Below are 14,052 nucleotides of genomic sequence, written 5' to 3'. Positions count from 1 at the left end.
TATGACAAGCGCTGGTATAAAAGGCGCAACAGGACCGAACGTATGTTTGGAAAGCTGAAAGACTGGCGGCGCGTTTCAACCCGATATGATCGATGCCCTAACGTATTCATCTCCGCAATCGCACTCGCTGCTACAGGCCTATTTTGGTTATGAGTCCTGAGCCTAATGACCGTTTTCGTCGGTAATCGTTTTTTTCTGTTATGGGCACTTATCGATGACGCGCGGTTATAGAAGACAACTATATTTTACATAATATTTATTATAAGACTTTCTCATGTACGCGCAAAGTTAGAATGTCACACTTCCCTGTCTGAAACAGGATTGGAGTGTGGTCGTGGGATGGGTGATGATGAGCGAGCGTGAGTTGAACCGGATTGAGGTTTTGAGCCAAGTAACACAGGGCCGGATGACAGCTGCTGCCGCGGCGCATGTGCTGGGGTTGAGTCGAAGGCAAATACAACGGCTGTTGAAAAGGTTTCAATCCTCTGGCGCCGCGGCCATCCGACATCGAGCGCGCGGCCGTAGATCCAATAATTGGATTGATCCAGCGATCCGGGATTTTGCGATTACTTTGGTTCAGGAAAAATATGCGGAGTTTGGGCCAACCCTTGCGGCAGAGAAGTTGGCTGAAAACCATGATCTGAAAATCTCTCGCGAGACGCTGCGCAAATGGATGCAAGATGCGGGGATCTGGTTGTCGTGCAAACAGCGCAGAACTTTTCATCAGCCTCGATTGCGCCGCGAGAGTTTTGGGGGGTGGTGTCAGACTAATTCGAACTCGTCTCAGCTAGGCCCGTATCCCTGCCCTTTTATGTCGCACAAAGGCCGCGCCACTCAGTAAGAGCTGCGTTGCGATTGGCTTTGAAATGAACTCTTGCGATAGGCTGCGATCCTGATTGAAGCGGTTGAAAACATATTCGCCAAACTCAAAGATTGGCGACGTATTGCCATGCGCTTCGACCGATGCGCACACACGTTCTATTCCGCAATTGTCATCTTCTGGATCAATCGCTGAATTCTGATCCTAGTCATTCAACTCGGGATGTAGATATTTTTCGAGGCCTGCGCGGCAATCATCGGGCCAAGGATGGGATTTGTGATCCTTGGTCGAGGTCATGACAATGAGTTGCTCAATCGTCCAAATCACATCCCCATCCACGGTCACCACGGTATAGAGTTCTAGCGAAGACTTACCGATACGTTTTACGTGCACCGCAAACTTCAATGTATCGCCATAAACTGCTGGTTTTTTGAACACGATATTCATTTTCACGCTGGGCAACCCCAGGTGCCGTTCAAACATCAACTCTTTCCACGTGACGCCAAAAGAGGCAAACATGGCCTCATTTACATCCACAAGATAGGATAAATAGGCAGGGTGGTATGCAATTCCGGTCAGATCGCAATCGCCGAAACGCATGGGTTTTGAAATTTCAAATGGCATAACTTATCCTTCAATTACTGCGACCAATATCGAGGTGATACGCGGGTCTATATAGTTTATGCTTAAAGTTCGTTCAATCGTCAAGCTTGCCCCGAAATGAGGCTTTTGTCCTCAACGGCTCATCTGTGCCAGTTCATGCGTTAAATATATGAATTTTCCACAAATATATCTTAGCCACGCGGAATCTTTGATTTCCGCACAAAGGTCGTTGACAGATGCATCATCGGAATTTAACTTTATATCTAAAGTAAATTGCCTAGTTCATGCGTTGCCTTTCACATAGAGGCAGCAAAAGCTCCACCCGTAAAGGATACCAAGATGAAGACAGCGATTCTCGGAGGCGGCCCAGCGGGTCTATACTTTGCAATTTCAATGATTTTGCGCGACAGCAGCCATGACATTACCGTTTTCGAACGCAACAAAGCGGATGATACATTTGGCTGGGGCGTCGTCCTTTCCGACGAGACCATGTCAAACTTCGAAGTAAACGATCCCGTCTCTGAGAAAATGATCCGTGACAGCTTTGCGTATTGGGATGACGTCAAGGTCGTGCGCGGCGACGAAAGCATGACATCAAGCGGCCATGGTTTTTGCGGTATTGGGCGCAAAAAACTGCTTCTCTTGCTACAAGACCGCGCGCGCCAACTCGGTGTGAAGATCGAGTTTGAAACGAATATTACGCCCGAACGCATTGAAGACCTCAAAGAAGAGTTCGATATCGTTGTGGCTTCGGATGGCCTGAATTCAATGACGCGCGGAATTTATGAAGACAAATTTCAGCCGGAAATTGATATGCGCCGCAATCACTTTGTCTGGCTTGGCACGCATCAAAAATTCGACGATGCTTTTACGTTTATTTTTGAAGAAACCGAGCATGGCTGGATTTGGGCGCACGCCTATCAGTTCGATGATGACACTGCGACGTTCATCGTGGAGTGCGGGCCTGAAACCTATAAATCCTTCGGTTTTGACACCCTAAACCAGCACGACAGCATTGCCCTGTGCGAGAAGATTTTTGCCAAACATTTGGGTGGCCATGCCTTAATGACCAATGCCAATCACATTCGTGGCTCTGCGTGGATTCAATTCCCGCGCGTCACCTGTGAAAATTGGTATTTCGATAATGTTGTGCTCTTGGGCGATGCTTCGGCGACGGCGCATTTCTCGATTGGATCCGGCTCTAAGCTTGGCATGGAAAGCGCGATCATGCTTGCGGATGAACTTAGTTCCGAAAAACCCCTCTCCGAGGCGCTACAAACCTATCAAGATGAGCGCAAGTTACAGGTTTTGCGCGTCACCTCGGCTGCCCGTAATTCGACCGAATGGTTCGAAGATGTAGAGCGCTATCTTGGGCTGGACATGATGCAGCTTAACTATGGCATGCTCACGCGGTCCCAACGGATCAGCCACGAAAACCTACGGATGCGCGACCCGAAATGGCTCGCCTCAGCGGAGGCATGGTTCCAAGAACAAGCGGGTAGCGCCTCCAAACGCAGTCCGATGTTCGCGCCGTTTAAGCTGGGGAATATGACGCTCGAAAACCGCGTCGTTGTTTCCCCGATGGCGCAGTATAAAGCCAAAGACGGCATGCCCACCGACTGGCATTTTGTCCACTATGCCGAACGCGCCAAAGGTGGTGCAGGGCTTGTGTTTACCGAGATGCTTTGTGTGAGCAAGCAAGGCCGCATCACGCCCGGTTGCCCTTGTATATCTGACGCGCAAGTCCCTGCGTGGAAGCGTTTGGTCGACTTTGCCCATACAGAAACCAAGGCGAAAATCTGTGCACAGATTGGTCATGCTGGGCGCAAAGGCTCTACACGGTTGGCGTGGGATGGGATCGATCTGCCCTTGCCCGACGGCGAAAATTGGGAGCTTCTCTCAGCCTCACCTATTCCTTTGATGGAGGGCAATGTTGTCCCCAAAGAAATGGATCGTGCCGACATGGACATGGTCAAAACACAGTTTGTTGACGCGGTAAAAGCCGCCGAAGCTGCTGGGTTTGACATGATCGAAATGCACGGCGCGCACGGCTATTTGCTCGCGGCCTTCATCTCGCCCATCACCAACAAACGCAGCGATGAATACGGCGGAAGCCTTGAAAACCGCATGCGCTATCCCCTCGAAATCTTCCACGCGATGCGCGACGTTTGGCCTGCAGAAAAACCGATGACTGTCCGCATTTCGGCAAACGATTGGATGGGTGAAGACGGCGTTACGCCCGAGGATTCCGTAGGCATCGCGCAGATGCTCAAAGACGCTGGCGCCTCGGCGATAAACGTTTCTTCTGGGCAGACGGACAAAGCGGAAAAGCCGATTTATGGCCGCATGTTCCAAGTGCCGTTCTCGGATCGTGTACGCAACGAAGTGGGGATTCCAACCTTGGTTGCGGGCAATATTTACGAACCCGATCACGTCAATTCCACATTGATGGCGGGCCGTGCGGACTTGGTCCTACTGGCACGGCCACATTTGACGGATCCCTATTGGACGCTGCATGCAGCAGTTGAGCTCGGCGATACCGAGCAAGAATGGCCCGCGCCCTATGAGGGTGGACGCCGCCAAGCAAACTCCTTGGCAGAACGCGCGAAAGCAATGGCAACATGAGCGTCGCAGGAAAAACGGCCTTCGTTACCGGTGGGGGTTCAGGCGTTGGCGCAGTCATTGCGCTAACGCTGGCCGAGGCTGGCGCAATGGTCACGATCTGTGGGCGTCGGCTTGAGCCCTTGCAAGCGGTCGCCGCGAAACACAGCAATATAACGGCGGTTGTTTGCGACATCACCGACGAGTCCGCGATAACCAAAGTCATGGCAACTACCGCGCCAGATATCGTGATTGCCAACGCGGGTGCCTCCGAAAGTGCGCCGTTCGCACGCACCGAACTTGCCGCGTTTGAACGCATGATGTCTGTGAATTTGACAGGAACGTTTTTAACCCTGCGCGAAGCCACGAAGGCGATGAAAGACAAACCGTGGGGACGCATGATCGCGATTGCCTCGACCGCTGGGATCAAGGGCTATCCCTATGTCGCACCCTATGCGGCCGCAAAACATGGCGTGATTGGTATGGTAAAATCCGTCGCCCTTGAATTGGCACGCAAGGGCATCACCGTGAATGCGATTTGCCCGGGTTTTTTAGATACGGAAATGACTGAACGCTCCATCGCGAACATTGTTGAGAAAACGGGTCGCTCCCCCGAAGAGGCCCGCGCCTCGCTGGAAGCAACCAACCCGATGAACAAGCTCGTGCCACCCGAAGATGTTGCGAATACTGTTTTGTGGCTCTGCGGTGAAGGCTCCGACATGGTCACGGGGCAAAGCATTTCCGTCTCTGGGGGCGAGACATGAGCAAGGTTTTCACCCTCAAACGACAAGTCGAATTCAATCACTGCGACCCCGCAGGGATCGTGTTCTATCCGCGCTATTTCGAGATGATATCTGCGTTGGTCGAACGGTTCTTCGGCGATGCGGTTGGGACCAGCTGGGCGCAAATGCTTCAAACGGGTGACGGCATGGGCACCCCAACAGGCAGCATCGATATGCGGTTTCGCGCCCCTTCCAAGCTTGGTGACTGGCTTGAGTTTTCCCTAGTGGTCACCCGTATTGGCACCTCATCTGCGAGTTTTGATTTGAAGTGTTCCAGTGAGGGCGAAACCCGCTTTGAAGGATCTACGACCGTTGTTTACGTCGACACTTCAACCTCAAAATCTACACCGTGGCCTGCCCCTTTGCGGACAGAAATGTCTGCCTATCTCATTTCGCCTACGACATAATTAGAAAGAATTTATATGACCACCCTTACACCGCACGTATTTCTTCAACCCGACGGCTGGGCGCCCGCAAAAGGCTATTCAAATGGCGTATTGGCCGAGGGCCGGATGGTTTTCACTGGCGGGCTTGTTGGTTGGAATGGGCAGCAGGAATGGGAGCACACCGATATGGTGGGGCAATTCCGCCAGACCCTGAAAAACATCGTTGCTGTTCTTGCAGAGGCTAAAGCTGGCCCAGAACACTTGGTGCGTTTGACGTGGTACATCACTGATAAACAGGAATATAATGAGAATCTGCGCGCCTTTGGTGCTGCATACCGTGATGTTATTGGGCGCCACTTCCCTGCGATGGCGGTTGTGCAAGTAGTTGCCCTCATGGAGGATGAAGCACGCATCGAGATCGAAGCGACGGCGGTTGTTCCACATGAATGACGTCGTGCAGCGCCCCACAACTCCCGCCACATTGATCACGGTCGCCCCCTATAATGAGGCGACCCCAAGTGGCGCGATTTTTGGCGGCTGGATCATGTCGCAACTGGATCACACTGCGGGCCTGGCGGGGCGTAAAATTAGCAATGGCAATGTGGTGATTGCCAGCATCAAAGAGTTGAACTTTCACGCGGCACTGGCCGCTGGAGAAGAATTCGCGGTTTACGCCGAACTATCTCGTCGGGGCAACAGCTCCTTTAATCTTGCGATATCTGGATGGGCCGAGCCAGAAACGGCATGTCGGCGTATCATGACGGCGGATGTGTTATTGGTGGCCGTTGACGCCGAGGGCAAATCCCGCAAACTTCCTGATGCTTGAGCCTTGAACCTTTCGCTTTACCCAAGGGCGCTTCCGCTGGTATAGGAAAGTGTCTGTTAACTACAGGCGATTAGGGGCCAATTATGACCACGAAAAACCAACACGAAGTCGAGGACGACGCCCTCGCACGTCAGCGTTTGCGGCTTTGGCTTCAGATGCTCAAGGCGGTGCGCCATGTTGAGGGCACCCTGCGCGATAAATTGCGCTCGGGATACGATACAACCCTGCCACGCTTTGATGTTATGGCCGCGCTTTATGCCAATCCCGAAGGCATGAAAATGAGTGAGCTGTCGCAACATTTGGTGGTCTCGAACGGCAATGTTACGGGTGTTGTTGAGCGCCTAGTCAACGAAGGTCTGGCCGTGCGCGAAAATATGGCAAGCGACCGGCGCGCCTTTTTGGTCAAAATTACCGAAAAGGGCAGCAAACTTTTGGATGTGATGACCGCAGAGCACCTCAGCTGGATCGACGAAATGTTCGCCAACGTGCCGGAAACCGACGCGGCACGAGGCATTTCGATCATGCTCGACGTGCGCAACAAGCAGCCCCGGCCCTAGAAGGCCGGAGATGTTTTTGGGATCCTAAAGGATTCCAGTTTCCTTTGCGACGCGACGATAGCCAGCGCCTGCGGTAAAGCCGCCATCAATCACAAAATCTTCGCCTGTGATGAAGGCGGACCCCTCGGAGGCCAAGAAAAGTACGAGTTGTGCAACTTCATCCGCTTCGCCCGAACGCTGCATCGGTGTCATGCCAATCATCGGAGCAAGGTGGGGTGAGCCACGATTAAGGTCGGTCACAATCAACCCAGGACAGATCGCATTCACCCGAACGCCTTCTTGCGCATATTCCATTGCCGCCGTGCGGGTAAGCCCGCGCAACGCCCATTTGGAGGAAGTATAGGCCGCATCATAATGGCCAGAAAACGCGCTGTTGGAGGAAATATTGACGATACTTCCGCCGCCCGTTTTCGCCATCATCGGCGCGCAAAGCTTGGTACCGATGAAAGCGCCCGTTGCGTTTACGTCCATCACTTTGCGCCATTCCTCAACCGACATATCGCGGATGATTTTGCGACTGATGATCCCAGCGTTGTTGACGAGAATATCAAGGCGACCCGTCCACGAAATAATAACACTTAGAGCTTTCACCCATGCTGTCTCAGACGTCACATCAAGCGTTTGAAAGCGCACATCTTTACCGTCCTCGGAAAGCCGCGCGGCAAGTGCAATGCCTTCTTCTTCGAGGACATCGCAGATCAAAACACTGGCCCCTGCATGCGCAAGCAGTTCCGCCTCGATCGCGCCCTGCCCCCGTGCTCCGCCCGTAACAATGGCGGTCTTACCGTTCAGATCGGTAAGCGCCGATTTCACTTTTTCAAAATCTATACTCATGCTTGCACCATCCGTTGACGTTGTTCTCCAAGGCCCGCAGCGCCCAGAGTGATTACTTCTCCGGCCTTCAAGAAGGTCGGCGGTTTCATCCCCAAACCCACGCCCGGAGGTGTACCGGTGGCAATAATGTCGCCCGCTTCCAAGGTCATGAATTGCGAAATGTAATGCACAAGATGTGCCACACCAAAGATCATCGTTTTGGTATTGCCAGTTTGGCGGCGCTGGCCATCCACGTCCAACCAAAGATCAACGTTTTGAATATCTGCGAACTCGTCTTTCGTTACCATCCAAGGTCCGACAGGCCCAAAGGTATCGTGGCTTTTGCCTTTGATCCATTGACCGCCCCGCTCTGATTGAAAACGACGCTCAGACACATCATTGACCAAGGCATAGCCGGCAACATAATCCAGCGCATCGGCCTCATCGACATATTTCGCACGACTGCCGATCACAATACCAAGCTCGACTTCCCAGTCCGTACGATCAGACCCGCGCGGAATTTCCACGTCATCATTCGGACCGCAAAGCGAAGTCGTCGCCTTTGCGAACAGGACTGGTTCGGCGGGGGGTTCTTTACCTGTTTCGCGCGCGTGATCTGCATAATTCAGGCCAACGCAAATAAATTTCCCGGGGCGCGCGATGGCGGAACCGATCCGCGGCGAGCCCTGCACCATGGGCAGGCTTGCAAGATCAAGACCTGCGACCTTAGCCAACCCTTCAGGGGACAATGCAGCGCCGTTAATATCAGGAATTACATTCGCCAGATCGCGCATTTTTCCGTCAGTATCAAGAATTGCGGGGCGTTCGGCGCCAATGGGCCCATAGCGGAGAAGCTTCATGAAAGTTCCTTTTGTAAAAACGCCCTCACCTTGCCACTTGGCGAAGTAAGGGCGCATCTTAAATTATGGGCGACGGTAGCCTTCGAGGTCTTCGTCAGGCACATCGGGAAGGTTGACGACAAGATTGTCAGGCGTCCGACATGTGAGCCAAACAAGCTCCTCAGTGGTGCTCATGTTGACTTCGACATGCGGCATGTAAGGTGGAACAAATACAAAATCGCCCTCATGTAGGTCCGTGTATTCTTTATAGCCGTCACCAAAATAGATGCGGCCATGTCCCTTTAGAACGTAACCACCTGTTTCGCATTCGTCGTGGTGATGCGGGGGGGAGCGATGTCCTGGGTCATTGGAAACGCGTCCAAACCAGATTTTTGTTGCGGGTGTGTGCTGCGGGCTAACGCCAGATTTACGAACGCAATCACCAGATTGCGACGTTCCATCATCAAGCTCGGCTGCGCGTGTGACAACGGGAACAACTTTCTCAGTCATATGAACTCCTCTAAGGCTATGTAACTCGTTTATTCAAATGTGAACGTGCCATCATTAATTTTAAACTTCAAGTATTTTATTACACCCTTTCAGGTGGAGCGCCGGTGCGCGACAGGGTTCTCCTCGGGATGGAACGGGCCAATACCGCGCACAAATTGGGCATTTTATAAAGTTTACGAGCCTAATGTTCCATCAGGGGTGCGGCATAACCTCATCTTAATCCTCAAAAATCGAAAAAAGATCGCCAAAAATAAACTTTGCTCTTGAAGAATATATCTACATGCATTTGCATACACCTAAACAATACAAAATAAAATCAACGGAGGATTCCCCTAAATGAACGCTCAAAGTCTGCTTGCTGAGGTCGCCACCGGCCTACTTGATGGTTCTGTCAAAGTGGTCGATTGCACCGCGCCGCTTGGCCCAGACACACCGCTCCTGAAGCTGCCTGAAAACTTTGCTGACAACACGCCAAAAGTCGAAATCCACAAAATTTCCGAATATGGCGATCGTGGTCCTTGGTGGGCATGGAACTGGCTGAAACTTGGCGAACACTCCGGCACCCACTATGACGCGCCGCACCACTGGGTCACCGGCAAAGACTACCCCGACGGTTCCGTCGACACCATCGCGCCACAGAATTTCGTTGCCCCCGCCAATGTCATTGATTGCTCAAAAGAGGCCGCAGCGGACCCCGATTTCCTGCTCACCGTCGAGCATATTAAGGCATGGGAAGCCGAACACGGCGAGATCAAAGAAGGCGAGTGGGTTTTAATGCGCACGGACTGGGATCAATACAATACCGACGAAGCCAAGTTCCTGAACGCCGACGAAAATGGCCCGCATACACCCGGCCCGAACGCCGAAGTTATTGTGTATCTTATGGAAGAGAAAAAGGCGCTTGGCTGGGGCACACAGTGCATCGGGACAGATGCCGGCGCAGCGGGCGGATTTGAAATCCCCTTCCCTGCGCATAACTTGCTCCACAAGAACAACCGCTACGGCCTCGCGTCCCTGACAAACCTCAGTGAACTGCCTCCAAAAGGTGCGATCCTCATCGCGGCACCGCTCAAAATCGTCAAAGGGACAGGCTCGCCAATTCGCGCTCTGGCCCTCGTTCCAAACGCATAGGAACGCGTAATGGCCACATCAACTGACATCGCCATCATCGGCTCCGGAATCAATGCCTTGGTTGCGGGGGCTATGCTCGCGAAATCCGGCAAAAGCGTCATGCTTTTTGAGCGCGAAGCGATTGCTGGCGGTTGCATGCGGTCCGAAAATCTGGCCGAGGGGGTGACGTACGATCCCCTCGCCACAACCTTTGTGCTCTGGGTTACTGGCGCGGCGCGTGGTGCATTGGGCGCAGACCTCGCACGGCACGGCGTTGAATTTTGCGCCACCGATACGCCCACGGGTGTTTTGATGCCTGACGGGCGGGCGTTGACTTATACGACTGACCGCGCGCGCAACGTGGCGGCTTTTAACGCGGCGCAAGCGGGCGACGGGACACAACTCGCGGCGGATCTTGATGCCTTTGGCGCAAACGCAGAGCTGCTGTTTGGCCTCATGGGCGGCGATCCATGGTCAAAATCGACTGCCAAACTCATGGCAAAAGAAACATGGAAACGCAAACCCCGTGGAATCGCCGCAACGATGGGCGATGCATTAACCTCCATGCGCGGCTGGCTTGAAACCTCCTTTGAGGGCGACCTAACGCGCGCGCTTTGGGCGCCATGGTGCCTGCATGCAGGACTTAGCCCCGAGGCCACATTCTCAGGGCAAATGGGCCAAGTCATTGGTTTCGCCCTTGAAGCGGCAGGTGCGCCGATTGTCAAAGGTGGCGCGGCGGAAATGGTGCGCGGGCTGATCGCTATCATCGAAGAGCATGGCGGAACCGTTCAAACCTCCGCCAAAGTCGCAAAAATCACGACGTCAAACGGCAAGGCGACGGGCGTTAAACTGGCTTCTGGCGAGAAGGTTTCCGCCAAAACGGTGTTAGCCTCAACCACGCCAAATCAATTGTTCGAGACATTGGCCCCCACGCCAGAGAAACAAGAAGACTTGCGCAAGTATCGATACGGCAAGGGTAATTTCCAACTGCACTTCCTTATTGATGGTCCGGTAAATTGGAAAACCGAAGGGTTGGAAAACGTCCAATTGTTGCATTTGACCGCCGGTCTTGACGCCGTTTCAAAGGCTGGCAATGAGGCCGAGCGCGGGATGCTACCAGAAGTTCCGACCATCTGTGTTGGCCAACCTTGCGCCGCCGATCCTAGCCGTGCGCCCGAGGGCCAAACTGTGCTTTGGTTGCAAATGCCGGAAGCGCCACGTTTCATCAAAGGCGATGCAAAAGGCGAAATCGAAGCTCCAGTCGACGGACAATGGAGCGAGGATTTACGCGAAGCCTATGCCGACCGCATTCAGGCAATCCTATCCCAACACATCGAAAATTTTGACGCGCGCATTGTTACCCGCCGTGCCATCTCTCCAGCGGATTTGCAAGCATACAACATGAACCTTGTCGGCGGCGACCCGTATGGCGGCGCGTGCTCGGTTGAGCAATTCTTCCTGTGGCGCCCCTTCAAAGACAGCGTGCGCCACGAAACGGGCATCAAGGGCCTCTATCATATCGGGGCGTCAACGCATCCTGGTCCGGGCCTCTCGGGCGGATCAGGCTTTTTAACAGCCAAGGAGCTTGGCGCATGAGCAATCCTTCTGAGTCCCTCGAAGAATTCACCCCCTATCTGATGAACCGCATCGCCGCGCGATATAATAAGGGTGTCGAATCCGCTCTCAAAGAGGCCGGCGTTTCTGTTGCTCAAATGCGGACATTGGCGTCGCTGGCGGAAAACGGTGCCTGCACCATCAACGCGCTTTCTGTGCTGACCGTCATCAAACAATCCACGCTCTCTCGGACGCTCGACACGATGGAAAGCGCGGGGCTTATTTCCCGTGAGGCGCCTGAAACCGACAGCCGTTACCGCCTGATTAGCCTTACCATAGAAGGCCGCGCCGTGCATGACGCTGCGTGGCCCTCGATGCAAACAATGCGCGACACGATGCTGGCCGCCCTAAGCCCAGACGAGCGCGAAACTTTCAACACATTTCTTGTGCGGATCTTCTACGACATCCGCCATCACGACTTTTAAAGGAGTAAACCATGGCCGAACGCTCATTCGCCAAGGAAGTTCAGAAATTAAAAAAGGGAGAGGGTGAAACCTTTACAGGCGAAGGCATTCTTGCCATCACCAAGGCCCTTTTGCAAAACGGCGTCGGCTATGTGGGCGGCTATCAAGGCTCCCCGATTTCGCATCTAATGGACGTCCTCTCGGATTCCCAAGAGATTCTAACCGAGCTTGGCGTACACTTTGAAGCCTCCGCTTCTGAGGCGACGGCAACAGCAATGCTCGCCGCCTCCGTGCACTATCCCATTCGCGGGGCGGTGACCTATAAATCAGTTGTTGGCACCAATGTGGCCTCTGATGCTTTGTCCAACCTCGCCTCTGGCGGCGTGACGGGCGGCGCGTTGATTATCGTCGGCGAAGACTACGGCGAAGGCTCCTCCATCATGCAAGAGCGCACCTATGCGTTCGCGATGAAATCACAGGTTTGGATGCTCGATCCGCGCCCTAATCTTCCGTCGATCGTTAAATCTGTTGGCGACGGGTTCGAGCTGTCGGAAATTTCAAACACGCCGGTGATGCTCCAAGTTGGCATTCGCTCCTGCCACGTCCACGGTCACTTTATCGCCGAAGACAACAAGCCGCCAAAAGTGACGGTGTCGGACGCGTTGGAAAACCCACAGCGCAATCTTGACCGCATCGTTTTACCGCCTGCGACCTATATCCACGAAGAAGAAAAACTCACCAAACGCCTCCCCGCCGCGCAAAAATTCATTATCGACAAAGAGATCAATGAGCGGTTTGGCAAAGACAACAGCAAGGTCGGGATCATCCTGCAAGGTGGGACCTATAACACGGTTATCCGCGCCCTCAACCGTCTAGGAATGGCCGATATTTATGGCGAAACCGACGTGGATATGTTGGTGCTCAATTGTGTATACCCACTGGTTCCTGATCAAATTCTGGACTTCTGTGAGGGCAAAGACGCCATTCTGATTGTCGAAGAAGGCCAGCCAAACTATGTCGAGCAGCAAATCGCACATATGCTCTATCAGAAGGGGAAAACCGTCAAACTTGAGGGCAAAGGCGTTTTGCCAATGGGTGGCGAATACACCGGCCAAGTGATGGTCGAAGGGCTTGGAACCTTCTTCTCTGAACATGCGCCAAATATGGTGCCCACCGCCAAAGTCATGAGCAACGAAGAGCCTGTAGCGATCCCCGATCTCTCCAAAAGCTTGCCCTCGCGTCCCCCCGGATTTTGCACAGGCTGTCCAGAGCGCCCGATCTTTGCCGCAACGAAACTGGTTGAGGAAGAACTCGGCGAGCATCACATCGCGTCCGACATTGGCTGTCACCTGTTCTCGATCATGCCGCCGTTTGACCTCGGCGCGACAACCATGGGCTATGGACTTGGCCCCGCTTCGGCGTCTGCCCTTCAGAACGTCAATAAATCTGGGCGTCGCTCAATTTCCTTCGTTGGTGATGGCGGGTTTTGGCACAACGGCCTGACTTCCTCTGTTGGCAACGCCGTTTTTAACAAGAACGACAATGTGATTGTCATCGTCGACAACTTCTATTCGGCGGCGACCGGCGGCCAAGATAACTTGTCTTCACGTGCGGATAACAAAACCAAACAGACCCAAAATTCCATCGTTTCCGCCTGTAAGGGGATGGGCGTCAAATGGATCCGTCAGTTGGACAACACCTATGACGTGACAAAAATGCGCGACACCTTGAAAGAGGCCCTGACCACGGACGCCGATGGGCCAAAGGTCATTGTTGCCTCGTCTGAATGCATGCTCAACAAACAGCGCCGCGTCAAACCCCAGATGACCAAAGCCGCCAAAGAGGGCAAACGCGTTGTGCGTCCGCGCTTTGGTGTCGACGAAGATATTTGTACCGGCGATCACGCCTGTATGCGTCTGTCTGGTTGTCCATCCTTGTCCGTCAAAGACACAGGTGACCCGTTGCGCGACGATCCCGTAGCCGCGATTGACCAGACCTGTGTTGGCTGTGGCAACTGTGGCGAAGTGGCGGATGCGGCGGTCCTTTGTCCATCGTTCTTCCAAGCCGACATCATCACAAATCCAAGCGCCCGTGAAAAACGTCGCGCCAAAGGCACGGGCAAAGTCATCGCTTGGCTTCAAACACGCCGAGACGCCAAACGCGTCACATTTGCCTAAGGAACCGATC

General features: G+C 53.5%; 14 protein-coding genes and 3 pseudogenes. 13 read left to right on the top strand and 4 right to left on the bottom strand.

Going from position 1 to position 14,052, the window contains the following annotated elements; genetic code table 11:
• The 3 pseudogenes from AB9F27_RS19015 to AB9F27_RS19005 all read left to right on the top strand — a co-directional run.
• Positions 1 to 153, top strand: a pseudogene (locus AB9F27_RS19015) (IS5/IS1182 family transposase); the annotation flags it as partial.
• A gap of 181 nt (positions 154 to 334) precedes the next feature.
• Positions 335 to 835, top strand: a pseudogene (locus tag AB9F27_RS19010) (helix-turn-helix domain-containing protein); the annotation flags it as partial.
• Positions 836 to 904: 69 nt separating this feature from the next.
• Positions 905 to 1,015 (top strand): annotated as a pseudogene (locus tag AB9F27_RS19005) (IS5/IS1182 family transposase); the annotation flags it as partial.
• A 9-nt stretch (positions 1,016 to 1,024) separates the two neighbouring features.
• Here AB9F27_RS19005 and AB9F27_RS19000 read toward each other — a convergent pair.
• The gene (locus tag AB9F27_RS19000; RefSeq protein WP_039003123.1) at positions 1,025 to 1,444 is read right to left on the bottom strand and encodes a thioesterase family protein; all 420 of its coding nucleotides are present in this window, start codon (positions 1,442 to 1,444) and stop codon (positions 1,025 to 1,027) included.
• Positions 1,445 to 1,762: 318 nt separating this feature from the next.
• On the opposite strand from AB9F27_RS19000, the gene AB9F27_RS18995 reads away from it, so the two are divergent.
• From AB9F27_RS18995 to AB9F27_RS18970, 6 genes are all read left to right on the top strand, one after another.
• Positions 1,763 to 4,048, top strand: a complete 2,286-nt coding sequence (locus AB9F27_RS18995) for a bifunctional salicylyl-CoA 5-hydroxylase/oxidoreductase (RefSeq protein WP_335585242.1) — start codon at positions 1,763 to 1,765, stop codon at positions 4,046 to 4,048.
• The gene (locus AB9F27_RS18990) at positions 4,045 to 4,788 is read left to right on the top strand and encodes an SDR family NAD(P)-dependent oxidoreductase (RefSeq protein ID WP_335585241.1); all 744 of its coding nucleotides are present in this window, start codon (positions 4,045 to 4,047) and stop codon (positions 4,786 to 4,788) included. Before AB9F27_RS18995 ends, AB9F27_RS18990 begins: the two co-directional genes overlap by 4 nt.
• Positions 4,785 to 5,213, top strand: a complete 429-nt coding sequence (locus AB9F27_RS18985; protein WP_335585240.1) for a thioesterase family protein — start codon at positions 4,785 to 4,787, stop codon at positions 5,211 to 5,213. Before AB9F27_RS18990 ends, AB9F27_RS18985 begins: the two co-directional genes overlap by 4 nt.
• Before the next feature lie 15 nt (positions 5,214 to 5,228).
• Entirely contained in the window at positions 5,229 to 5,642 is a 414-nt protein-coding gene (locus AB9F27_RS18980; protein ID WP_335585239.1) for a RidA family protein, read from the top strand.
• Positions 5,635 to 6,018 carry a hotdog domain-containing protein gene (locus tag AB9F27_RS18975; RefSeq protein ID WP_335585238.1) on the top strand — a complete coding sequence of 128 codons (384 nt, stop codon included), beginning with the start codon at positions 5,635 to 5,637 and terminating at the stop codon, positions 6,016 to 6,018. The genes AB9F27_RS18980 and AB9F27_RS18975 overlap by 8 nt, the downstream gene beginning before the upstream one ends.
• An 83-nt stretch (positions 6,019 to 6,101) precedes the next feature.
• Entirely contained in the window at positions 6,102 to 6,575 is a 474-nt protein-coding gene (locus AB9F27_RS18970) for a MarR family transcriptional regulator (RefSeq protein WP_335585237.1), read from the top strand.
• A 24-nt stretch (positions 6,576 to 6,599) separates the two neighbouring features.
• Here AB9F27_RS18970 and AB9F27_RS18965 read toward each other — a convergent pair whose 3' ends face one another.
• From AB9F27_RS18965 to AB9F27_RS18955, 3 genes are all read right to left on the bottom strand, one after another.
• Complete coding sequence (locus tag AB9F27_RS18965) at positions 6,600 to 7,409, bottom strand: SDR family NAD(P)-dependent oxidoreductase (protein ID WP_335585236.1); 810 nt, start codon at positions 7,407 to 7,409, stop codon at positions 6,600 to 6,602.
• Positions 7,406 to 8,248, bottom strand: coding sequence for a fumarylacetoacetate hydrolase family protein (locus AB9F27_RS18960; protein WP_335585235.1), 843 nt, complete (start codon positions 8,246 to 8,248; stop codon positions 7,406 to 7,408). The genes AB9F27_RS18965 and AB9F27_RS18960 overlap by 4 nt, the downstream gene beginning before the upstream one ends.
• Positions 8,249 to 8,311: 63 nt before the next feature.
• Positions 8,312 to 8,737, bottom strand: a complete 426-nt coding sequence (locus tag AB9F27_RS18955) for a cupin domain-containing protein (RefSeq protein WP_039003113.1) — start codon at positions 8,735 to 8,737, stop codon at positions 8,312 to 8,314.
• Positions 8,738 to 9,073: 336 nt separating this feature from the next.
• Between AB9F27_RS18955 and AB9F27_RS18950 the strand changes: the two genes are divergently transcribed.
• Genes AB9F27_RS18950 through AB9F27_RS18935 form a run of 4 tightly spaced genes read left to right on the top strand, consistent with a single transcriptional unit; the run spans position 9,074 to position 14,042 of the window.
• Complete coding sequence (locus tag AB9F27_RS18950) at positions 9,074 to 9,868, top strand: cyclase family protein (protein WP_335585234.1); 795 nt, start codon at positions 9,074 to 9,076, stop codon at positions 9,866 to 9,868.
• 9 nt (positions 9,869 to 9,877) lie between these two features.
• Complete coding sequence (locus AB9F27_RS18945) at positions 9,878 to 11,443, top strand: phytoene desaturase family protein (protein WP_369758014.1); 1,566 nt, start codon at positions 9,878 to 9,880, stop codon at positions 11,441 to 11,443.
• Positions 11,440 to 11,886 (top strand): MarR family winged helix-turn-helix transcriptional regulator, encoded by a 447-nt coding sequence (locus AB9F27_RS18940; RefSeq protein WP_335585232.1) that lies wholly within the window; start codon positions 11,440 to 11,442, stop codon positions 11,884 to 11,886. The genes AB9F27_RS18945 and AB9F27_RS18940 overlap by 4 nt, the downstream gene beginning before the upstream one ends.
• An 11-nt stretch (positions 11,887 to 11,897) precedes the next feature.
• Positions 11,898 to 14,042, top strand: a complete 2,145-nt coding sequence (locus AB9F27_RS18935) for an indolepyruvate ferredoxin oxidoreductase subunit alpha (RefSeq protein WP_335585231.1) — start codon at positions 11,898 to 11,900, stop codon at positions 14,040 to 14,042.
• The last annotated feature ends 10 nt before the right edge of the window (positions 14,043 to 14,052 follow it).

It is taken from the genome of Falsihalocynthiibacter sp. CO-5D18 (genome assembly GCF_041205445.1).
GTDB classification, from domain to species: Bacteria; Pseudomonadota; Alphaproteobacteria; order Rhodobacterales; family Rhodobacteraceae; genus Falsihalocynthiibacter; species Falsihalocynthiibacter arcticus.
Note: the sequence above shows the minus strand (reverse complement) of the source record. Positions and strands in the feature narration are given on the sequence as shown.

Bases quoted from the DNA above. Each gene is read 5' to 3' on its own strand.
- AB9F27_RS18985 (WP_335585240.1), top strand. From the start codon at position 4,785: ATGAGCAAGGTTTTCACCCTCAAACGACAAGTCGAATTCAATCACTGC.
- AB9F27_RS18950 (WP_335585234.1), top strand. From the start codon at position 9,074: ATGAACGCTCAAAGTCTGCTTGCTGAGGTCGCCACCGGCCTACTTGAT.
- AB9F27_RS18945 (WP_369758014.1), top strand. From the start codon at position 9,878: ATGGCCACATCAACTGACATCGCCATCATCGGCTCCGGAATCAATGCC.
- AB9F27_RS18935 (WP_335585231.1), top strand. From the start codon at position 11,898: ATGGCCGAACGCTCATTCGCCAAGGAAGTTCAGAAATTAAAAAAGGGA.
- AB9F27_RS18990 (WP_335585241.1), top strand. From the start codon at position 4,045: ATGAGCGTCGCAGGAAAAACGGCCTTCGTTACCGGTGGGGGTTCAGGC.
- AB9F27_RS18980 (WP_335585239.1), top strand. From the start codon at position 5,229: ATGACCACCCTTACACCGCACGTATTTCTTCAACCCGACGGCTGGGCG.
- AB9F27_RS18960 (WP_335585235.1), bottom strand. From the start codon at position 8,248: ATGAAGCTTCTCCGCTATGGGCCCATTGGCGCCGAACGCCCCGCAATT.
- AB9F27_RS18955 (WP_039003113.1), bottom strand. From the start codon at position 8,737: ATGACTGAGAAAGTTGTTCCCGTTGTCACACGCGCAGCCGAGCTTGAT.
- AB9F27_RS18970 (WP_335585237.1), top strand. From the start codon at position 6,102: ATGACCACGAAAAACCAACACGAAGTCGAGGACGACGCCCTCGCACGT.
- AB9F27_RS18975 (WP_335585238.1), top strand. From the start codon at position 5,635: ATGAATGACGTCGTGCAGCGCCCCACAACTCCCGCCACATTGATCACG.
- AB9F27_RS19000 (WP_039003123.1), bottom strand. From the start codon at position 1,444: ATGCCATTTGAAATTTCAAAACCCATGCGTTTCGGCGATTGCGATCTG.
- AB9F27_RS18965 (WP_335585236.1), bottom strand. From the start codon at position 7,409: ATGAGTATAGATTTTGAAAAAGTGAAATCGGCGCTTACCGATCTGAAC.
- AB9F27_RS18940 (WP_335585232.1), top strand. From the start codon at position 11,440: ATGAGCAATCCTTCTGAGTCCCTCGAAGAATTCACCCCCTATCTGATG.
- AB9F27_RS18995 (WP_335585242.1), top strand. From the start codon at position 1,763: ATGAAGACAGCGATTCTCGGAGGCGGCCCAGCGGGTCTATACTTTGCA.